General features: G+C 69.0%; 19 protein-coding genes and 2 pseudogenes. 10 read left to right on the plus strand and 11 right to left on the minus strand.

What is annotated here, in order from left to right; translation table 11 throughout:
* Positions 1 to 115: 115 nt before the first annotated feature.
* The 3 genes from ACWBNA_RS38285 to ACWBNA_RS38295 form a co-directional block, all read right to left on the minus strand.
* Positions 116 to 922 (minus strand): strictosidine synthase, encoded by an 807-nt coding sequence (locus tag ACWBNA_RS38285; RefSeq protein ID WP_482709149.1) that lies wholly within the window; start codon positions 920 to 922, stop codon positions 116 to 118.
* Between the two features lie 32 nt (positions 923 to 954).
* Complete coding sequence (locus ACWBNA_RS38290; protein ID WP_482709150.1) at positions 955 to 1,821, minus strand: alpha/beta fold hydrolase; 867 nt, start codon at positions 1,819 to 1,821, stop codon at positions 955 to 957.
* A 66-nt stretch (positions 1,822 to 1,887) separates the two neighbouring features.
* Positions 1,888 to 2,883, minus strand: coding sequence for an NADP-dependent oxidoreductase (locus ACWBNA_RS38295; RefSeq protein ID WP_482709151.1), 996 nt, complete (start codon positions 2,881 to 2,883; stop codon positions 1,888 to 1,890).
* Between the two features lie 148 nt (positions 2,884 to 3,031).
* Between ACWBNA_RS38295 and ACWBNA_RS38300 the strand changes: the two genes are divergently transcribed.
* The 3 genes from ACWBNA_RS38300 to ACWBNA_RS38310 all read left to right on the plus strand — a co-directional run bounded on the left by ACWBNA_RS38300 (position 3,032) and on the right by ACWBNA_RS38310 (position 4,328).
* Positions 3,032 to 3,655: a TetR/AcrR family transcriptional regulator gene (locus ACWBNA_RS38300; RefSeq protein ID WP_482709152.1), complete on the plus strand. Its 624-nt coding sequence runs from the start codon at positions 3,032 to 3,034 to the stop codon at positions 3,653 to 3,655.
* 173 nt (positions 3,656 to 3,828) lie between these two features.
* Positions 3,829 to 4,122: a recombinase family protein gene (locus ACWBNA_RS38305; protein ID WP_482709177.1), complete on the plus strand. Its 294-nt coding sequence runs from the start codon at positions 3,829 to 3,831 to the stop codon at positions 4,120 to 4,122.
* Positions 4,123 to 4,133: 11 nt separating this feature from the next.
* Complete coding sequence (locus tag ACWBNA_RS38310) at positions 4,134 to 4,328, plus strand: recombinase family protein (RefSeq protein ID WP_482709173.1); 195 nt, start codon at positions 4,134 to 4,136, stop codon at positions 4,326 to 4,328.
* Between the two features lie 198 nt (positions 4,329 to 4,526).
* Here the strand turns inward: ACWBNA_RS38310 and ACWBNA_RS38315 are convergent, their stop codons facing one another.
* Positions 4,527 to 5,006: a hypothetical protein gene (locus ACWBNA_RS38315; protein WP_482709153.1), complete on the minus strand. Its 480-nt coding sequence runs from the start codon at positions 5,004 to 5,006 to the stop codon at positions 4,527 to 4,529.
* A gap of 444 nt (positions 5,007 to 5,450) precedes the next feature.
* Here ACWBNA_RS38315 and ACWBNA_RS38320 point away from each other — a divergent pair, with 444 nt between their 5' ends.
* A complete protein-coding gene (locus ACWBNA_RS38320) occupies positions 5,451 to 5,894 on the plus strand; it encodes a hypothetical protein (RefSeq protein ID WP_482709154.1) in 444 nt (147 codons plus the stop codon).
* Between the two features lie 313 nt (positions 5,895 to 6,207).
* Here ACWBNA_RS38320 and ACWBNA_RS38325 read toward each other — a convergent pair whose 3' ends face one another.
* Positions 6,208 to 6,423 (minus strand): hypothetical protein, encoded by a 216-nt coding sequence (locus tag ACWBNA_RS38325; protein ID WP_482709155.1) that lies wholly within the window; start codon positions 6,421 to 6,423, stop codon positions 6,208 to 6,210.
* Positions 6,424 to 6,823: 400 nt separating this feature from the next.
* Between ACWBNA_RS38325 and ACWBNA_RS38330 the strand changes: the two genes are divergently transcribed.
* Positions 6,824 to 7,702, plus strand: a complete 879-nt coding sequence (locus ACWBNA_RS38330) for a GNAT family N-acetyltransferase (RefSeq protein ID WP_482709156.1) — start codon at positions 6,824 to 6,826, stop codon at positions 7,700 to 7,702.
* Between the two features lie 69 nt (positions 7,703 to 7,771).
* On the opposite strand, the gene ACWBNA_RS38335 is transcribed toward ACWBNA_RS38330, so the two are convergent.
* From ACWBNA_RS38335 to ACWBNA_RS38345, 3 genes and pseudogenes are all read right to left on the minus strand, one after another.
* A complete protein-coding gene (locus ACWBNA_RS38335) occupies positions 7,772 to 8,314 on the minus strand; it encodes a transposase (protein WP_482709174.1) in 543 nt (180 codons plus the stop codon).
* 408 nt (positions 8,315 to 8,722) lie between these two features.
* A pseudogene (locus ACWBNA_RS38340) lies at positions 8,723 to 8,806 on the minus strand (helix-turn-helix domain-containing protein); the annotation flags it as partial.
* A gap of 179 nt (positions 8,807 to 8,985) precedes the next feature.
* Positions 8,986 to 11,733, minus strand: coding sequence for an FG-GAP repeat domain-containing protein (locus tag ACWBNA_RS38345; RefSeq protein WP_482709157.1), 2,748 nt, complete (start codon positions 11,731 to 11,733; stop codon positions 8,986 to 8,988).
* 574 nt (positions 11,734 to 12,307) lie between these two features.
* Here ACWBNA_RS38345 and ACWBNA_RS38350 point away from each other — a divergent pair.
* Both ACWBNA_RS38350 and ACWBNA_RS38355 read left to right on the plus strand, forming a co-directional pair.
* On the plus strand, positions 12,308 to 12,571 hold the full coding sequence (locus ACWBNA_RS38350) for a hypothetical protein (RefSeq protein ID WP_482709158.1): 264 nt from the start codon (positions 12,308 to 12,310) through the stop codon (positions 12,569 to 12,571).
* Positions 12,572 to 12,622: 51 nt separating this feature from the next.
* Positions 12,623 to 13,348 (plus strand): hypothetical protein, encoded by a 726-nt coding sequence (locus ACWBNA_RS38355; protein ID WP_482709159.1) that lies wholly within the window; start codon positions 12,623 to 12,625, stop codon positions 13,346 to 13,348.
* Between the two features lie 59 nt (positions 13,349 to 13,407).
* On the opposite strand, the pseudogene ACWBNA_RS38360 reads toward ACWBNA_RS38355, so the two are convergent.
* Positions 13,408 to 13,554, minus strand: a pseudogene (locus tag ACWBNA_RS38360) (IS481 family transposase); the annotation flags it as partial.
* Positions 13,555 to 13,919: 365 nt separating this feature from the next.
* On the minus strand, positions 13,920 to 14,369 hold the full coding sequence (locus tag ACWBNA_RS38365; RefSeq protein ID WP_482709160.1) for a DUF2690 domain-containing protein: 450 nt from the start codon (positions 14,367 to 14,369) through the stop codon (positions 13,920 to 13,922).
* Between the two features lie 264 nt (positions 14,370 to 14,633).
* Between ACWBNA_RS38365 and ACWBNA_RS38370 the strand changes: the two genes are divergently transcribed.
* The 3 genes from ACWBNA_RS38370 to ACWBNA_RS38380 all read left to right on the plus strand — a co-directional run bounded on the left by ACWBNA_RS38370 (position 14,634) and on the right by ACWBNA_RS38380 (position 19,354).
* A complete protein-coding gene (locus ACWBNA_RS38370) occupies positions 14,634 to 17,759 on the plus strand; it encodes an AfsR/SARP family transcriptional regulator (protein ID WP_482709161.1) in 3,126 nt (1,041 codons plus the stop codon).
* Positions 17,760 to 17,856: 97 nt separating this feature from the next.
* Positions 17,857 to 18,210: a hypothetical protein gene (locus tag ACWBNA_RS38375; protein ID WP_482709162.1), complete on the plus strand. Its 354-nt coding sequence runs from the start codon at positions 17,857 to 17,859 to the stop codon at positions 18,208 to 18,210.
* A gap of 544 nt (positions 18,211 to 18,754) precedes the next feature.
* Positions 18,755 to 19,354, plus strand: coding sequence for a lytic transglycosylase domain-containing protein (locus ACWBNA_RS38380; protein ID WP_482709163.1), 600 nt, complete (start codon positions 18,755 to 18,757; stop codon positions 19,352 to 19,354).
* Between the two features lie 287 nt (positions 19,355 to 19,641).
* Here the strand turns inward: ACWBNA_RS38380 and ACWBNA_RS38385 are convergent, their stop codons facing one another.
* Positions 19,642 to 20,133 (minus strand): helicase associated domain-containing protein, encoded by a 492-nt coding sequence (locus tag ACWBNA_RS38385; protein ID WP_482709164.1) that lies wholly within the window; start codon positions 20,131 to 20,133, stop codon positions 19,642 to 19,644.
* Between the last annotated feature and the right edge of the window lie 14 nt (positions 20,134 to 20,147).

Genomic DNA, 20,147 nt, shown 5'->3' on the forward strand with positions numbered 1-20,147 from the left:
CCAGATGGGTGGTGGGTAACAGATGGCGACGGGGGCGCGAGGAGGGCCAGGAAGCCGGGGCGGATGGATTGCTGAGCAGATCCGGTGGTCCCGCTTCCGGTCTGCGCGCCGCCGCTCACTCCTGGTAGCGCGGGAGGATGTCGCCGTTCTTGACGTAGGTGAGGGCGGCGGTGACGTCGTAGGCGTGGATCGCGGAGACTTGCGGTACCAGCCGGTTGGACAGGTCCTCGATCACGTGGCCGGTGAAGAAGGCGTCCCGTGCCGCGGTGTCGGTGAACCCGAGGCTGACCGAGGCGTGGAAGTGCTGGTCGTGGGGGTTGTCGTGGGCGACGTCCGGGGTGTCCCAGAGCTTTTGGATCCAGGGCAGGAACGTCTGCGTGCGCAGTTCCTTCAGCACTCCGGTGCCGGCGAGCGCGGGGGCGAGCTGCTCGTTGACGAACTTCCGGAAGGCGCCGGCGCCGACCCCGTCTCTGCGGCGAAGGTAGATCAGCGCGCGGGCACCGACCGTCTGTCCGGGGCCTGCGACGTCGTACCAGCGGGATGAGTTCGGCGGGCCGGCGTAGAGCAGGGTGCGGCGGAACACGTTGATCTCGTCGGCGTAGGCCAGCTTCGTCTGCTCGCGCCCTTTCAGGGGTGCAAGCACCGATTGGAAGGTGACTTCCGCGACGCCGTCGATCTTCCGGTCGGCGGGGATCGCGGTCTGGACCCCGTCGATGGCCGGCCACAGGCCCGTGTTGTGCTCGGCGAGGTGGATCTGCCGGTACTCCTCCAGGCCCGGGGTGGCGGAGATGATCCCTGAGTGCGGGCCCTTCCAGTGGTCCATGCCGGTCTGGCGGGGCTGGTCGGTGCGCACCCACAGCAGGATCGAGGAGGTGAGAGGCTTCTTCACTTCCAGTGGCGCGGCGGCCGGTGACGTGCTCATGGTGTTGCCCTTTTTTCCTGGTCAGGTGGTGGTCATCGGGCCAGGAAATCGACCGCTACGGGGGCGAATTCCTGGTGGTACTGGAAGATGCCGCCGTGCCCGGAGTCGGGGTAGATGATCAGCTCGCTGCCCTTGATACGCCGGTGCAGGTCCTCCGACAGGACCGACGGCACCATGCGGTCGTTGTCGCCGTTGGCGATCAGGGTGGGCTGCGTGATCGACGACAGGTCGTCGGGGGCGGAGCGCCCCCACTTCTTGATCGCCTTCAGCTGCGTTTGGAACGCCTTGGTCTTGATCTCCGCGTCGCGGTCGACAGTGCGCTCCTTGAGCCGGTTGACGAACGCGCGCCCGGCGGCCTTGCCGGTGGCGTTGCGGTTGAAGAACAGGAACTCCTTGGGGTCCGAACGGGTCAAGGTGGCGCGCAGGATATCCCAGTAGGTGATTCTGGCGACCTTGTCCATGTCCTTGCCGCCCTTGGGCCCGGTGCCGGTGAGGACCAGCTTGCGGACGAGCTCGGGGTGCTTCACCACCAGGGCCTGAGCGACCATGCCGCCGAGGGAGAAGGAGAAGACGTCGATCTTGTCGTACCCGAGCGCCTTGATGAAGGTGTAGGCGTCGTCGGCCATGGCTTCGACGCTGTCCGGCACCTGGCCGGTGGAGGCTCCGACACCGCGGTTGTCGAAGGCGATGACGTGACGGCCCCTGGCGACGGGGTCGATGATGCGGGGGTCCCAGTTGTCCAGGGTCGCGGCGAGGTGGACGAAGAAGACGACGGGGATGCCGCCCTTCGGTCCCAGCTCGCGGTAGGCGTAGGTGACGCCGCCGGCGGTGACGGTGCGGGCCGGGGCCTTCGCATAGGAGGTGATGACGGCTTCGTTCGGGGTGTCGGTGTTGCTCATGACGGATTCTCCTCGTGCGTTTTGTGTCGCTGTGCGTTCTGTGTCGCCCGTCGCGGTTGCGGCGGGTCAGCTGCTGCCGATGACGGCCTTGCCGCGGATGCCGCCCTGGGACAGGGACTGCAGCGCCTGCGGGGTCTGGTCGAAGCCGACCACCTTTCCCACGACCGGGCGCACCACGCCCTGGTCGATGAGAGTGGTGATCTGGCGGAGCTGGTCGCCGCTGGCGCGCATGAACAGGAACTCATACGTCACGCCGAGCTTCTTGGCCTGCTTGCGGATCTTGCCGCTCAGGGCTGCGACCGCCAGGCGCAGCAGCGGGTTGAGGCCGGCCTCGCGGGCGAACGCGGGGTCCGGGGGACCGGCGATCCCGATGGCCTTGCCGCCGGGCTTGAGCACCCGCAGGGACTTCTCGAGAGTCTCCCCACCGAGGCTGTCCAGCACCAGGTCGTAGCCGGTCAGGAGCTGCTCGAAGTCCTGGGTGCGGTAATCGATCACCGTGTCCGCGCCGAGCGCGCGCACGAAGTCCGCGTTGGAAGCGCTGGCGGTCGTGGCGACGTGCGCACCGAGGTGCGCGGCGAGCTGGATCGCGACCGAACCGACCCCGCCGGCCCCGGCGTGGATGAGAACCTTCTGCCCGGGCCGCACCTTCCCGCGCTCCACCAGCGCCTGCCACGCCGTGAGCGCCGCCAGCGGCAGCGAGCCCGCCTCTTCCATGCTGATGGAAGCGGGCTTGAGCGCCAGGTCGCCTTCCGCTATGGCGATGCGTTCGGCGAAGGTGCCGATGCGGTCCTGGTCGGGCCGGGCGTAGACCTCGTCTCCGGGCTTGAAGCCGCGAACTGCCGTCCCGACGCTGATGACGGTGCCCGCGACGTCGTTGCCCAGGATCAGCGGCAGCTTGTAGGGCAGGATCTGCTTGAACTCACCGGCGCGGATCTTCTCATCCAGCGGGTTCAGCCCGGCGGCCTCCACCCGCACAAGCACGTCGTGCTCCCCCACGGTGGGCTCGGGGACGTCCGCCTCCTGCAGCGGCTCCTTGTACTTGGTGACGACGAACGCTCGCATGGGGCGCCACTCCTTGTCTTCATCCTATTTATCCAGGCATGAGGCCAGATCAGCCAATTCGGCGTGACATCTGGGGCCTCGCCTCACTCCATCAACCCGAGTACACTCAACTATGAGTCTACTCAGAATTATTGTCAAGGGAGGTCCCATGGGACGCGGCCACATGCCGATCGGGCGCCGCGAGCGGGCCAAACAGGCCAAGCGCGAGCGCATCATGACCGCAGCCCGCGAACTGTTCGCCGAACACGGCGTCAGCGGGGTCACGACACAGCAGATCGCCCACCGGGCCGACGTCGCGAACGGCACTCTTTACCTGTACGCGTCCACGAAGGCCGAGTTGCTGATCATGGTGCAGAACGAGAAGTTCGCCGCCGCCATCGACGTCGGCCTCGCCGCCGCGAACGCCACCGTCGGACAGGGCGCACTGGAGCCGGTCATCGCTCTCATCCGTCCCGTGGTGGAGTGCCTGAGGGAACACGCCGAGAACGGCCGCACATATCTGCACGAACTCGTCTTCGGCGACCCGGCCGAGCCCTACCGGCAAGCGGGTCTAGCCCTTGCCGGCCGCCTCGAGGACGGCATCACCGGCCTGCTCACCCGCGACGCGCACATCGATGCCGCCGACGCGGCAACGCTGGCGCGAGTGATCACCGCGATCATCCACATCAGCACCACCGCCACCCTGTACCTGCACCGCAGCGACGAAGCCCTCCTCGCCGACATCCGCGACCAGATCCACGCCACCCTGACGCCCCACCACCGCGCGGCATGACCACTCGCTCCACGAGCCAACCATCGAACACCTTGGAAAGGGGCACGTCATGAGCGCGCACTACGACGTCATCGTCCTCGGTGCCGGCTCGAGTGGGTACGTCGCCGCGATCCGCGCCGCGCAACTCGGCAAGAACTTCCAGTCCGGCAGTCCGGCAGAAGGCTTAGGGCATCGTGGCGCCGAACTTGGACCGGCTGGCCCGCGAGCTGGTGGTACAGGAGGCGGCCCTGGCACAGTGCTGGAAGCACCGCGGCCGCGCGTTCATGGCCGACCAGGGCGAGATCCTGCCCGATGGCCCCGAGGGTCCGATGCGCACCGCCATACGTCAGATCATGGGTGTCTTTGCCCAGCTGGACCGAGGCATGACCGTGGCCAAGCTCCGGCGCTGCCGCCGCATCAAGGGAGAAAAGGGCAATACGCGTACGGGGCGCCGCCGTACGGATGGCAGGCACACAAGAAGGAGCTGACCGAGGAGGAGATGGAGCAGGCCGGCCGAGCCCGCGCCCGCCAACTTCGGGACGAGGGCGAGCTGTCCTACCGCGAGATCGCGGCGGCGCTGGACGCCGAAGGCTTCCGACCGAAACGCGGGGGGCGCTGGCATCCCGAGAACGTCCGGCGGATGCTCGCCAACCCAACCGACCAGCCACCGACCTTGCGCAAGCGGGTCAACTAGACGGACGGTCTGCCTGCTCGCCGTGGCGGAGCGCAACGTCGAGCACATCGGCAACCACTCGGTGGATCACTCCGTCCATCGTCGCCACCAGCGCTTCAAGAGAGCGAGGTGACAGGCACGGGCCCCGGGCCGGTTGCGGCGGTCCGGGGTTCGTGTGCCACACAGGCAGGCTTGTCGGTGTCCTTGGTCCGCGTGGGGTCAGTGGCGTTTGTCGACGGCTCGGAAGCTGCCGACAAGTGCGAACGGCACCACGGCCCCGTCGAAGACCGTCGTGCCGGGAATTGCGCTGCTGGAGTTTCGGGGCCCGATAGTGGCGATGGGAGCGCCGGTGTCGCAGGTAATTCCGCTGAAGAATTCGACGGTCCTGTCACTGTCGTTTCGGACGTTGAAGCTGGTGGCGGGACTGCTGATCACAGCGGTGCACACACCCGACTCGGCCGAATAGGTTCGCTCGTTGACGTGGATCCGACCATCGTTGTCGTTCCGGTAGCTGTAGTTCGTCTGGCCGTCGCCTCCGAGGGGAGCAGCGGCATCTTGCACCGGCGGGGCGGACTTCGGGACTGAACTGGAAGCTGAGGCGTAGTTCACGCTGGTCACAGCCAGGGCCGCGATGCCCAGCGATGCTGCGATCGCGACAACGGTACGCCTACGCGTTCCACTTCTCTTTTTCTCCGCCATTCCGTTTCTCCGTCTCTCAGAGGTGTCAGCTGAGCGGCCAACCGTGAATGAACATACTGATGCCTATTTCTGTCGGCACCTCAGAAACGTTTCCAGGGGTGATGGAACAGGGCCGATCGAGTGTTCGTAGAGGGTCAATTTTTTGTATGATGATCCATCAAATAGGCGTCAGCGAAGACCACTTGCATAGGAAGCTGAGCGGCCCGGGACGGGGCTGACGTTCTTTCACACTGCTGTCGGCGTGTCGTGCTTTGATAATGCTCGGCACAGCGGCTAGCCACTCGGCGAACTTCTGGATTTGTCCTGGTCAACGGCCCGGTGGCGGGAAGTGTGGGAGTGCCGCGATGCGCGCGCCGGAACAATGCCGCGGGCACGGCGCGAGGCGCGCATGAGCGCTATATCCGGAGTCCAGAAGGGGCTCATCTCCGGCGAACGGGATGGGTCATGACAGAAAATCAGGTAACAGTCGTACCGGTCGTCACCACGGCGCCGCCGGCCCGGCCCGAGGACTACGACGCCGCGACCCGGGCCGCGCTCGACCACATCGACGGCCAGGCGGTGCGCGCCGTCGCCGACAGCCGCCCGGAGCGCACCCGCAAGGGCTACGCCCAGGACTGGACGAGCTGGGGCAAGTTCTGCGCCGACAGTCGCCCCGATACGGGGCAGGGCGGTGCCCTGGAGCTGGAGACGTATGGCGGCCAGCAGGTGGCACTGTATTGGTTCGACGGGTCACTGTGGGACGCGCTCTTCGACTTCTCGCGGGTAAGCGAGGATGCCCTGCGTGACCACGTCCGCTACGGTGCCCGCGGGCATCCGGAGGAGCCGGGCACACCGCTGGCTTCCCACCTGGTCATTCGTCGCTGCAAACGCTGTGGGCTGCCGCCGTAGTGGCTTTCGTGTTCGGCATCACGGTGGCTTGGCGCTAACGGAACTTGCGACGACACCCGCTTTAAGGAGTTCGATCCGGTCCTGCTCCGGCTGCCACTGCTCACTGACACGACGGCCGGACAGGGACGCTGAGGTACGCCTCCGTCCGGCGCCGTTGATGTCAGCTGTGGATGTCAGAGGCCTTCTGATCCGTAGCTCAAAGTGGATCGGCCAGAGACGGCCATTGTGGTTGCTTGGCAGTCCTGCACGGTGGCTACTGGATGGTGGTGGTTGCTGTCGTTGCTGTACTTCCGTGCTGTACGAGGTACGCCAGCTACCCCGCTCGCTCAAGGGCCAATGCGCTGCGAGTGGGCTCGGCTCGCCACATTGCTGCCAGCTGAGGGTAGGACTCGATGAACCGGCGTATCTCTCCCAGCGCGGCGATCCTGGGCGCGCCGATCTCGTCGTAGTCGAACCCGGTGTCTTGGTGCCCGAGGCTGTCGATATCTGCCCACGCCGGGTCCTCGCCGAAGATGAGCTGCAGCTCCACCTTCCAGTACTCCGGTTGCCAGTCGGGGTCATCACGGTCACTGGCGTCGTTGACCGCAAGCAGTCGCCCGAAGGACAGAGAAGGCTGGTCGTCGTTCCAGCCCCACCTGCCCCACTCGAGGACGTCACCGGGCCGTGGCCACGAGATACGACAAGCTCGCCGTTCGCTATGAGGCAACCGTGCTGGTCGCGGCCATCAACGAGTGTCTGTGACCGGCATGGTCGCACCGGTCTTCAGTTAACCCTTTGCCGAGGAGGCGATGGGACAGCTAAGTTCACCCAGCCGTCCGTGTCGTTCCGGACCGGCACTGTCGACGAGGAGGTGTGGAGCACATGCGCAGGAGTGCCCAGCAGTTGAGCCCGCGTACTGACCCTTGCCGCCTCCTCACGACGGAGACACCTTGTCGCTCCGCATCACCCCACTGACCGACCCCGCTCACGGGGCGCACAGCCGACGCCTTGCATGGCTGGCGTCCGACGCCGATTCCATCCCCGTCGGGACGGCCTTTCTGCGCCTGTTCGATGGCGGACAAGAGCACCTGGCCGAACTGACCTTCCACGTCCACCCCGTGGAGCGGCGCAAGCGCGTCGGCTCCCGGCTCCTCGACGCTGCCGTGGCCGCCGCCCGGGACAACGCCCGACGCTGCGTTGTCGCGCAGGCCGAGGCCGGGTCACCCGGCGATCACTTCCTGTCGGGCCGCGGCTTCCGCAAGGTGCTTACCCTGAGGTTCGCCCGCCTGCCACTGGCCGGCGTGGACGCCATCGCCCTCGCCGAGATCATCGAGCGTCCGCATCCCGGCTACCGGCTGGCGTCATGGCAGGGAACCGTCCCTGACGACCTCGCCCAGACGTTTGCCGCCTCACGCCGGGCCATGGACGACATGCCCATGGACGACACCGACTACGGCATTGTGGTCTGGGACGTGGACCGGGTCCGGGCCGCGGCGAAGGCCGTTGAAGATCGCGGCGACCAGCTGCACACGGTCGTCGCCATCGACACCTCCAACGACTCGATCGCCGGGTTCACAGAACTCGTCGTCCCCGGCAACGGCACGAGTGATGCCCAGCACTACGGCACCGGCGTGCTGCCCGAACACCGCGGACACGGCCTCGGCCGATGGATGAAGGCCGAGTCGATCCGACAGGCCCACGGGCGCTATCCAGACCTCGGCGGCCTCCTGACCGACACCGCCGACAGCAACACGCACATGAGACACATCAGCGACAGCCTCGGCTACGTGCCCACACACACGACACTCCAGTACCAGCTCGACCTATAGGGGCGAGAGCACGGGCCGGACCTGGGCATCACTTGGTCCGGCCCGCCGGCACTCTCACAACCGGCCCTACTAGTGCTGGATTCCCCATTGGATGTACACATGTCGACGTCGTAGGAGGCGAGTTGGTGGTGCGGGTCTTCCCCATACCCAGGGCCGGGCTGGGGTGTTGAGCTGGGATGTTGCCAGGCGGGTGGCGTGTTCGATCTCAGGTGGTCCGGCGAAGGATTGGCCGGCGAGCGCGACCTTGCGGAAGATGCGCCACCAGCCTTCCTGAAGGTTGAGCCAGCAGGCGCCGACGGGGATGAAGACGTGCCGGATTCTGGGGTGGTCCTCCAGCCAAGTCCGGGTGGACATGCTGTTGTGCGAGGACAGGTTGTCGGTGACAACGTAGATGTCCCCAGTGGGGTTGGCCGCCTCAACCTTCTGAAGAAACTGCTGGTAGAAGGCACTGTTGCGGGAGGATGCGGTCATGGTGACCTCGTGTCCGTCCCGCACGCGTAAGGCGCCGTAGCCCCAGGTCTTCTCCGGTCCGCGACCATAGTCGACTTCGGACTTGATGCGGTGTCCGTCCGGCGACCAGCCCGGCGCCGGCGGGAACGTGCGGGGGATCACCGGTCCGAGCTCGTCGACGCAGACGACCGTCGCGCCCTCGGGCGGGCAGGTGTAGAGCTCGATGATCCTGGTCCTTTTCCCTCGAAGTCCGGATCCTTCGAGCGGGTCCAGGACCGGGTACGGCGCCAGCGCGCACCCTCGGCCAGCAGGATCCGGCGGACCTGGCTGCGACCGACCTCGATGCCCAGCCTCCTGGCCTCGGCGGCCAGCGCGTCGAGGGTCCACTCCGGCGGCCCGGACTCGTCCGCCGCGGCCAGTTCGCCGTCCGCCTGCACCGTCAGCCGGCCCGGCGCCGGCTGCTTGACCAGGCCGATAACCCTGGAGCGTTCCGACTCGGTGATCCGTCGTTCGGCCCTGACCGCCCAGGTCCTCCAGCCCGTCCAGGCCCAAGCGGTTGAAGCGGTGCACCCAGTGGCGGACCGTCTTGGGACTACACCTCAACTCATCCGCGATGGCCAGCACCCGCTGCCCGGCCCAGCTCAACTCGACCATCCGCGCCCGCAGCACCAAATCGCGCGGCGCTTTGCGCGCTCGCGACAATCGACGCACAACCCGTTGCTCGTTCTCGTCACGGCTCGGCCGCGCCTGTAACACCACCGTCCAGCACCCGCCCCGAGTACCCGACCTGCCCCGCCACCAGGACTTATACCCAGGGAATGAGGAATCCAGCACTAGAAGAGGCCCTTGTAGCCCTGCCAGCCGGTGGCGATTTTCACCCGCGCTCCGAAGGATCCCTTGCCGTCGCCGTTGTTGCGCCAGACGTTCCCCGCGCTGTCGCGCGAGACCAGGTCGGCCCTGCCGTCCCCGGTGATGTCACCGACGCCGACGATCACGTTGTACGAGCCGCCCCAGTTCGCGAACAGCTGGGTGCGGGCGCCGAACGTGCCGTTGCCGGTGCCGTAGTACCGGTACAGGTTGTTCGACGTGTCCTGGGCGAGCAGGTCGCCGATGCCGTCGCCGTTCAGATCCCCGGCGCCGACGATCTTCTTGTACGTCTTCCAGTTGTCGTAGAGCTTCACCCGGGCCGACAACTTGCCGGTGCTGGTGCCCTTGTAGAGGTAGACGGTCCCGGTCGAGGAGTTCCGCGCGATCAGGTCGGGGCGGCCGTCCTTGTTCACGTCACCGGGCGCGGTCAGCACGTCGTACTGGTTCCAGCCGGACGTGCCCAGCGAGGTGTACGACGTCGACGTCTTCAGCGCGGCACCGCACCCCGGTTTGTAGGCGCGCAGGGCGCCGCTGCTGAGCCGCACGAGGACGTCGTTGCACCGGTCCCCGCTGAGGTCGCCGAACGGTACCGCCTTGACCGAGGTGGGCCAGCCGCCGCCGCTCACCTTCTGCGAGAAGGTGCCCTTGCCCGTGCCCTGCTGGAAGGCGAGCGTGCCGGAGGAGTCGAGGGTGAGCAGGTCGGCGAGGCCGTCCCGGCCCGCGTGATCCCGCCGCACGGGAGCGGCGAGAGCCCCGGCGTTCATCAGATGGATGCGTTCGCCGGCATCCACGAAAGCCACGCGGCCACTGTCAGGATCCAGGGTCCAGCGGACGCGTCGGTCCGAGGTGCTGCCCTCGGGCATGAGGTTTGTCGTCGCCGGCAGATCGGCCAGGTCGGAGGTGACCGCCTGCCCGGAGCGGACGTCGGTGCGCACCAGCTTGCCGCGCTCGTTGTCATGGCGGACCAGGAACCCGCCGGCCAGCAGCGCGTCCCCCACGGGCACGGCCACCGACCGTCCGCGGGAGCGGTCGAACACGCCGGCCTTTTTCTGCGCGGCGCACGCCCAGTACACGAAACGGCCGTCGGCCTGCAACTCGCTGGGTACACACGCCGAGCCGACGTTCACGTCGACCGCCGCGGCCGTCGAGCCGAGACGGCTCATCGACAGGTGCCCGGCGGTGGACGTCGTGGTCCACAGCTGTCCGTCCCACAGGGTGGCGGCCACGGCCGTGCGTGTCGAGACGACCTTGGACTGCGTCCAGTCGACAAGGAAATGCTTGCGATTCGGGCCGCCCGAGAGCAGCGCGTACCGTCCTTCCGCGGCGCTCACCTCACCGTAGAAGCCGTCAACGGTCAGCGTCTGTACCTCACCGGCGGGTGTACGGCGGTGTATCAGCTGGGAGTTGTCCACGTCGTTGTAGACGACGGATCCGTCGCCCGCGCCGAACAGCCGCACACAGCTGTTCACGAAGATGCACGGCTTGACCCCTCCGCCGGCCTGCCGGACCGGCCCCACCTGGGGGACCGCGTCGGCCGACACTGTGCGCATGTTGAACATGACGTCGTAGGACGGAGGCGCGGTCTGGTCAGTCCAGGCAAGGGTGTCGCCCACCAACGAGAGCCCGTCGACGGGCGCGGGAACCGGCGGCAGGTCCATCAGCTCATCGGCGACGATCTGCCCGTCCGGCGCCTCGAAGATGCGGTGCATGCCCCAGTGCTCCTTGTCGGGACCGCCCACCACGACAGCCGATCCGTCCGCCGACGCGTGGACCCAGCCGTCCATCTGCGGGAGCAGCGTCCGCCATTCGCCCGCGTCGGTCAGGGGCCGGGTGAGCACGGCACGGGTCTCGTCGCCGTAGGTGGCCACCACGACGTCGTCACCGACGACCGTGAAATCGGTCTTCCCCACTGTGCCCTGGGCCGGAACGGTGATCACCGGTCCGTCCAGTGCGTCGCGGCGCAGGAGCCGAGCGCCGGCTCCCGGATACCACCAGCCGACGTAGTCCTCGTTCAGGACGGGCAGCCGGGCCGAGTTCGTGTTGTAGGGGGCGAACAGCTTGGTCCAGGTCCCGTCGCGGACGTCGACGAGGACGAGTTGGTAGAGGAAGACCTGGGGGTCCTCGGTCGGCACGCGGTAACGCAGCAGCAGCGAGCGGTCGTCCTTCCCGCTCAGCGCGAGGAGCTTCGCGTCGGCGGGCCAGCCGGTCACCTTCGTGTCCTCAGTGCCACCCCCGGCCGCCCGCTTCAGCAAGTGCAGTTCGCGTACGTTGGTCGAGCCGCCCAGGTAGGCGACCACGGCTCCCTCGCCAGCCGTCCCCGCATAGGTCAGACCGGCCGGGACCGTCACCGAGCCCTTGTCCTCGCCGGAGCCCATCGCGCGGAACCGCACGACGCGCCGGCCCTCGGTGTCCGTCGACAGGGTGTAGGTGGTGTCCGACTGGGCGAGCGCATTGGGCTGCTGAGTGCCGGCGAACTCGGTCACCTCCCGGGTTTGGCGCGTCGCATAATCAGTCCAGAGCCAGCCGCTGGATCCCTCGGGATTCGACAGCACACCTGTGTCGCCGAAGCCGATGAACACCGGGTTGCGCGTAGCGCGCCGGTCCGCGGCGGGGAGCACGACCTCGCCCGACGCGGCGACCTGGTCCGCCCCGACGGCCACCGCCATCCCCGTCGGCACGGCGCCCGGAGCACCCGCGGCGAGGGCCACGCTCACGGCCAGGGCCGCACCCCTTCTGCCGAACAGACAGCGTCGCACAACCTTGCTGACCCCCACGGACCCCCCGGCCCCTCGCCCTGCCAGCTGCGACCCCGACAGGTCTGACAGCTGTGAATGAAATGTGCATGCCCTGAGCAGGCGACGGGAGCCTATCAGTGCACACCAGTGGGGCCGCCGGGATTACCGGGGCGACGGAAAGGTCCCACACGACTCGGCCGTACGGGCCCTCGTCGCAGCTCATTGGGGCGACGTTCTCGGGCGGCATGGTCGACTTCGGCGGGCGACGTTCTCGGGCGGCACGGTCGACTTCAGTGAAGCAACCGGCACGGCTCCCCGTGGCCTGAATCCGCTAGCCAGATCTCCGCTCCCGGGCGGACTCATCCTGCCCACAACCTGGCAACCGCCAGGTCCCTGAATGGGTCAGGGCCGCGCCCGCCATCAGGCAGCACACGTTCTGTTTGGCTGAACCGAAGTCGGATCACGGCGTGAGGCAATTGGTTCGTGAGCTACTTCATGTACGGCGTCATGGGCGGGACGGGTCGACAAGCCTGATCCGGAGACGATGGGGCGAGTGCTCGACGGCCTGTCGGAGGCCGGTGACGAGCATCCCGACGTGTCGCTGACCCATGAGAGCGGGTGGTGCCTCGGCGCGTTCCGCGGCGGCCTGTTGGTCTGGGAGAACCTGGACGACGATTCGCTGGCCCCGGAGGAGATGCGCGAGGTCGCCCGCGAGGAGATTCTCCGGCTCTTCGGGCTGTGGGCAGCAGGTGACATTGCATCGGTTGAGGTGCTTCCCTGGCAGAACCGGGCATGTCTGCGCAGCTTGGGTGGGTGAGTTTCGGTTGTTGCTCGGCGCGCAGGGGTGGGCCGCCGCTACGGTGAGCCGGTGGCCACCGTTGCTCCCGCGATCGCCCAGTTGGTCGCCGACCCGTCGCAGATCAGTCTGGTCTACCACCACGAACACCCCCTCCAGGTGTACGAGTTCGAGGACACGCTGGAAGTGTGGACGGTGACGGCCCGGATCGACGCGGACGTCCTGGCCGAGGAACTGTCCGTGCACAGTGACCTGGATCAGGCTGCGTTGGACGCGGTGCAGGACGTCGCGGTGGGCCGGATGTCGTTCGTGCGGGTGCGGATGTTCGGCCCGGATCACCCCTTCGAGGCGATGGACTCCTACACCGGGGACGTGGCCGGCATCGGTGAAGTGGTCCTGGACGTCGCCGCCGGAGACTGGGCCCCTGGCCTCCAGGCCACGCTTGCGCACCCGGTCGGCGACCTGTTGGTCATGGACCGGGTCATCCTGGAGCCTGGATGGCGCGGGGTGGGGCTGGGACCTGTTCTGGCGGGCTCCGCGATCCGCCGACTCTCGCAGGGCTGCGCCGCGGTTGCGTGCGAGCCGGGTTCCGCCGACGGACGTGAACTGACCGAGGATCAGCACCGGGAAGCAGCCGTGAAGCTGGGTCGGGTCTGGCAGCGGATCGGCTTCGAGCCGTTCCAGGACGGCGTGCACCTGCTGGACTGCCACCTGCAGCGGACCGAGGACCTGCTCGCCGAACAGCAGGGGGAGTTCCTTGCGCTGTGCCAGGCCTGGCGGAGCCATCACCGGCCGTAGGCGCAGGATTGAGAGGCGGTGTCACATCCTTTCTGTGCAGTCAAAGCGCCCTTTCAAGTTCAGTAGCTGTTGCTGGCCATGACGTTGATGACGTCGGCGCGGAGACGTGAGGCTGGGACGGTTTCCGGCGGCGGTGTGAGGCCGGTAGTAGTTGTAGTGGACGTTCCAGATGCTGTCGCCCGAGCTCGTTCTGCTTCAGAGGTCCACTACCGGGCGTAGAGGGCCCTACCTCAGGGCGGCTGATGTCGGCCGTGCTGAGGGGCGGTGCCCTCGCGGGATACACCGCGAGGGCTCATCTGACGACCCCTCCCCGACCTGATCAACCCGAAGATCAGCCCACCGGTCAACCAACGTGACAGTGCCCGTGCAGGTGCTCAGCCATCGGGGGCTGCCTGGCGAAGGAGGTGGCGCTCGTCTTCGGGCCCGCCGACGCGCTGCTTCACGCCGCCACCGTGGAACTGCCGGAAGAACAGCGAGACTTGCCTGCCCTCGCCTCGTGACGGTCAGCCGGAACGACGGGGGCAGGGTCCGCCGCGTGCGTCGCGGCGGGCCCTGCCGGGGTCGGTACGTGTCAGTAGCTCGACGTGCGACCGTTGTAGGTCTGCGCGCCGCTGTCCCACTCGCCCTTGGCGTACGAGGTCACGTTGATGTCGTTGACCATTCGGGTGTAGCAGCTCGTGGCGCCGCGCTGCACGGCGCAGGTGTACTCGCGCCCGTCGGAGTTGCGGTGGACGGTCGCGAACGGGGTGAACTGGCCGTTTCCGTAGCTCGCGCTCGAGATGCGCGCCCACGCCGCCCGGCAGCTCGGGCTGTAGCGCAGCTCCAAGTACGCCTGGCCGAGCCGCACCCCGCCTACGGGGGACGTCGCGTCGTCTGCGCAGTAGGTGTTGGGGTCCTTGCCCTCGCAGGATGAGCCGTAGCAGCCCGCGGTCGGGGCCGCACTCGCGGGGGCGGCGACGGCGGTGCCCGCCCCGGCCATCAGCAGGACGGACGCGGCCGCGGCCCAGCGCCGAAGGTTCATGTTCTGTCTCCTCTTGGGGTGTTTCTGTGTCCAGGTCGACCCGGGCCCCTGCCGAACCCCGTACGACAGGGGACCCGGCGGCGCCGATGTGGCGCGCCGTCAGGGTGCTGTCCCGTGAGGCTGGTTCGCGGCGGAACGCCTGACGACCTGCGCCGTGAGGATCTACGGTGGACCTTGCGAAAACCTTGTGACGTCCGGCGCAGTGCCGACTGGTCACGGAGGTGGCGGATCGATCGGAGTACCTGTGGAAGCGCGGCGTCAACGGTGAGACTGCACTTGCTCGGCCCGCTGGAGCTGTGGGTCGGGGGGCGGCTGCGCGAGGTGGGGCAGCCGCGCCGGCGGGCGGTCCTCGCGGCGCTGGCGACGGACGCCGGGCGTCCCGTCCCCCTGGACACCCTGATCGACCGCGTGTGGGACGCCGATCCGCCCGAGGGGGCCAGGTCGGTCCTGTACGCGCACATCAGCCGGCTGCGACGGCTCCTGGAGGACGCCGCGTCGACCGAATCAGAAGGCGACCCGCGGGGCGGGGAGGGCGCGGCGCTCCGTATCGTCAGGACCTCCGGCGGCTACGTCCTGGAAGCGGAAGAGAACGCCGTCGACCTGCTGCTTTTCCGCGCGCTCGTCGCCCGGGGCCGGGCGTGCCCCGCCGGGGCCGAGCGGCCCCGTGTGCTGGAGGAGGCGCTGCGGCTGTGGCGGGGTGCGCCGCTGCCGGAGCAGGCTGGGGCGTGGGCCGAGCGCGTGCGGACCGTGTGGACCGGCGAGCGGATCGAGGCGGCGCTCGACTGGGCCGGGGCCCTCCTGCACGAGGGAAGGCCGCAGGAGGTGCCCGCCCTGCTCCGCCCCCTGGCGGCCGAGCACCCCCTGTCCGAACCTCTGGCCATGATGCTCATCCGCGCCCTGGGCGAGGCCGGGCGGAAGGCGGAGGCGGTGCACGCCTACACCGGGATCCGGCAGCAGCTGGCCGACGAACTCGGTGTGCCTCCGGGGCGTGAACTCCGGGCCACGTACGAGGAGGTGCTGAGCGAGAGCGATGATGGGCAGCCGTCCGCCGAACCGCGCCCCGCGCCCGCCCCTGCCGCCGCCCCCGCGCCAATCCCAGCCCAACTTCCCATGGACGTCTGTCCCTTCACCGGCCGTGATGAGGAACTCGCCGAACTGACAGGGCATCTGCTCGCCGGGAAGGACGTCCGCCGGACGGCGGCGGTGATCGTCTCCGCCGTCTCCGGCACCGCGGGCGTCGGCAAGACCGCGCTGGCCGTCCACTGGGCGCACCGGATGCGTGACGCCTTTCCCGACGGGCAGCTCTACGTCGATCTGCGGGGCTACGACCCGGAGGAGCCGGTGTCCGCGGCCCAGGCCCTCGCCGGGTTCCTCACTGCGCTCGGCGTCCCCGGGCCGGAGATCCCGCGGCGGCTCGACGACAGGGCGGCGCGCTACCGGACGGCCGTCGACGGACGGCGGCTGGTCGTCCTCCTCGACAACGCGGCCTCCGCCGCCCAGGTCAGACCGCTGCTGCCGGGCGGCCCGGACTGCCGGGTACTGATCACGAGCCGGGACGCGCTGGCGTCGCTGGTGTCGGTGCACGGAGCGCACCGGGTGATCCTCGACGCGCTGTCCCCCGACGACGCGACGGCGCTGCTGCGTGCGCTGATCGGGCCACGCGTGGACGCCGAGCAGGCCGCGGCCGCGGCCTTGGCGGAGCAGTGCGGGCGGCTGCCGCTGGCCCTGCGGGTGGCGGCGGAGCTGGTGCTGTCGCGTCCTGCCGAGTCGCTGGCCGGCCTGGTCGCCGAACTGCGGGACCGCCGACGGCGGCTCGACCTGCTGGACGGCGACGGAGATCCGCGGGCCGCGGTGCGCGCCGTGTTCTCCTGGTCCTACGACCGTCTCCCTGAGCTGCCCGCCCGGCTGTTCCGGCTGCTGGGCCTGCATCCCGGTCCCGAGGTCGACGTCCACTCCGCCGCCGCCCTGGCCGGCGAGTCCGCCGACCGCACCCGGCGTGTGCTCGACGTGCTGGCCGGCGCGCACCTGGTGCAGCGGACCGGTCCCGGCCGGCACGGCATGCACGACCTGCTGCGGGCCTACGCCGGGGAGCTGGCCGCCCGGCACGACCCGGCGCAGGACCGGTACGCCGCCATGGCCCGGCTGCTAGACCACTGCCTGGCGGCGTCCGCGGCGGCCATGGACCTGCTCTACCCGGCCGAACGGCATCTGCGCCCCACCGTCGAGCTGCCGGCCACCGGACTGCCGCCGCTGCGGACGGCCGAGGAGTGCCGCGCCTGGCTGGCCGCTGCCCAGCCCACCCTGGTGGCGCTGTGCTCGCGGACCGAGGAGCCCGGCCCGTCCGGGCACACCGTGCGCCTCGCCACCACCCTCCACCGGCACTACGAGCGGTCCGGGCACTACGCCGACGCCCTGGCCGTCCACACTCACGCGCTGCGGGCGGCCCGCTCGGCCGGCGACGCCCGCGGCGAGGCCGACGTGCTGGTCTGTCTGGGGGCGGTGCACCGGCGGCTCGGCGACTACGACAGCGCGCAACGGCACCACGACACCGCACTCGCGCTGTGCCGGCGCGTCGGGTACCAGACCGGCGAGGCACGGCACCTGACCAACCTCGGCGTGCTGCACGAACTGCGCGGGCAGTACCGGGAGGCCGCCGAGCACCACGAGCGGGCGGTCGGGCTGTTCCGCGCGGAGGGCGACGCGCACGGCGAGGCGGACGTGCTGAACAACCTGGGCATCGTGCACGAGTTGCTGGAGGACTACCAGGCGTCGATCAAGAAGTACCGCCGAGCACTGGAGCTCTACCGCTCGACGGGCCACTCGCTGGGCGAGGCCAGCGCGCTCGGCAACCTGGGCATCGTCGTGGCCCGGCTAGGCGACCACCCGGCCGCGGCCGGGTACTTCGAGCGCGCGCTGACCCTGTTCCGACGGCTCGGTAACACCGGCGGGGAGGGGCACGCGCTGTCCAACCTGGGCAACGCGCTGCACGGTCTCGGCCGGTACGACGAGGCGGCCGCGCACCAGCGCCGGGCCCTGGACCTCTTCCGCCGGACCGGGGAGCGCTACGGCGAGGCCGGCGCCCTCAACGGCCTGGGCGAGGCGTTGCACGGAACCGGACGGCACAGCGAGGCCCTCGACGCGCACGCCTCAGCGCTGGACGTGGCGTCGGTGATCGAGGAACGGGAAGAACAGGCGCGCGCCCACCTCGGCATGGCCCTGGTCCGGCAGGCGCTGCGGGACCAGGAGCGGGCCGCGCACCACCTCCGGGCGGCGCTGGCGCTGTACACGGCGCTCGACTCGCCCCGCGTCGACGAGGTGCGCAAGGCGCTCCTGCTGCTGGACACACCGGCCCAGACGGCCGAGGGGACCGGGGCGGAGGAGGAGAGCTAACGGAGCGGTGCGTCATGAGTGGCACGTTCGGTATACGCCTTGTTGATTTCGGGATCGTAAGGTCGGGGGCACATCAACGCCGGTCTTCCCGTGGGCCGTGCACAGGCGGCAGCCGAATACCATCGGCCCGGCGACCGCGCCGCCGATCCGCCACGCCGCCGCCGGCACCCCGTTCCTTTTGGTCGACAGCTGGGAGCCCTCCTGTCCCGAGGACGGCAACGCCCGCGTCAGGACGTCTTCCTCGACGCCGCACAGGCCTGCCAGGAACTGCCGTCCGGCTGCGTTCAGCAGCACCGATCCCCACCTCCACTATCTCGACGGACGCGAGCTGCTCGGCCCGGACGAGGCAGATGACCTGGCCGACGGCCTTCACCCCACCGCCGCCGCATACCGCCAAATGGGCAAGCGCTTTGCAGCCCACGCCTTCACGACCGCCGGTCCCCTCCGCTGAGTGAGCTGGGCTCCACACCCTGCACCTTGCCCGAAGCCCGGCTGCTGGTCCTCGATCCCCGCCACCTGCTCAGACGGACTTTCGGGGGGCTGCCGATCTGGGACATCGAGTGCCAGCCGCTGGGGCGCACCAAGCCACCACAAGATGGCCGCCCGGGCCAAACAGACCCCGCACCACTGCAGCGAGGTCTACGTCAGCGACGTTCGGGTGCGCAGTCAGCTGGTTGGGTGATCAGGTCGTGTCATCTGAGCTGTGCAGGGTTCAGGTTTGGTGATCGTTGTGTGCGACGACGCTTGGACGAGCTGCCTGTGTCTGGGGCCAGGGCATGGCGGTGGGCGGCTGGCGCGCCTGTGTTCGAGTGCCGTTGGCGGATGGGTTCGCCTGCGGGTCAAGCTGCGGCGTGGGGCAGCGACTTCGGGCTGGGGATGCGGATCGGCGGTCCGGCGCGCTGGATTGAGGCCGGTCTGCACGGGCACGCGCACCACGGGATGGCAGACGTCCTGCTGTTCAGGCGGGGCAGGCGACAGGGGAGAGGTGAGTGGGGATGGCCGAGCGGTCGACGGCGGCGTCGAAGCAACGGTCGCAACCGGTGGACCGCGGTGGCGTTCGGACGCCACCGTTGCGGCCCGGTGGCTACGATCCGGCCGACTACGCCGCGTATGTGGTGCGCAGCGCGGAGGAGGCCGCAGTGTCGCCCCTACTGGTGATGACCGTGCTCCACAATGAGGCGTACAAGCCGCACCATCCGCTGCTGGAGCGGCTGTGGCAGTGGTGGAAGCCCGGGGCGGCCTTCGGAGTGGCCAACATGCACCGTGCGGCGTTCGAGCGGGTTCGGCGAACGCACGGCCTGCCGGAGCGGTGGCAAGACCTTCGCGACGATCCCGCTTTCGCCATCCACGCGGCGGCCTTGCACCTGAAGGACCTCGACCGGAGCCTTCCAAAGCGGCACGTGCGCCGCTACACCCGCGACGAACTCCTCGCCTTGGGATACAACGCGGGCGAACGCAACATGCGAGCCTTCGCCAGGGGGGTCCCGCCGGGCCCTCTGGCACGGTCGTACCTGCGCCGTTTCCGTGCGTACCGGAGCCGGGCCGCCGAGGCTCTGGCGGACTGCGGCAGGCCGGGCGATACCGTGGCTGGTTGAGCTGTCGCGGTCGTGGATGGTTTCGATCTTGCCGAGCCAGTGCTTCGCCCGGCCGTCCACGATGTCGTCGCATGCTCCAAGAGCAGTTGTCCGATTCACCGGGTGACGGGAGGCGCCGCTCCTGCGCGAGCATCAGGGCCCGCTCTGACCGCTGTTCGGCACACCAGCCGGCTACCTATCGGCCAGGGCCGGCCGCATGATCCGCACAGCGCATGGATGCGTGGCTGCGGTGGACCATCGGCGCTGCGCCGGCTCATCCTGTCCCGGCCCCGCTTCCCATCTGTACATCATGTCCAGCGCATGCCGATGGCTGCCAGTTGCTCCACCCGCTCCGGCGAGAGCGTCGCGGCTCTGGTGCGCTGGTTCCCGACCCATGCCCCGAGCCGGATCTGTCGCACTTCCTGGCCCTCGCCGTCCTCATGGTCACCCGCCTCCCCGTGCCCGCTGCCGACGGTGATCGTTTCGACATGCTTACGCGGCACCTTCAGGTGTCCTTCGCGCTGGTAGTACTGCTGGGCGGCCGTGTAGTTCATGGCCCATTTGTCGGCCGGGCTGGTCCGTGGTTTGGGTTTCTCGTCGTCGGTGGCGGGTTGGATGCCGAGGATGTGCTCGCACATCCACTGCTGGACACCGGTGAGCTTGTCCCAGCACAGCCGCTGCGCCCGTACCCATCGTCCGAGGTCTTCGCCCTGGTGGATGACGTCGCCCGGTTCGGTAGGCAGTTCACCGCCCTGTTCCAGGTGCTGTCGGGTGAGGTGGAAGGCCCTCTGCCCTTCCACGGGCCAGACGCCTC

This window comes from Streptomyces sp. Q2, from assembly GCF_056820935.1.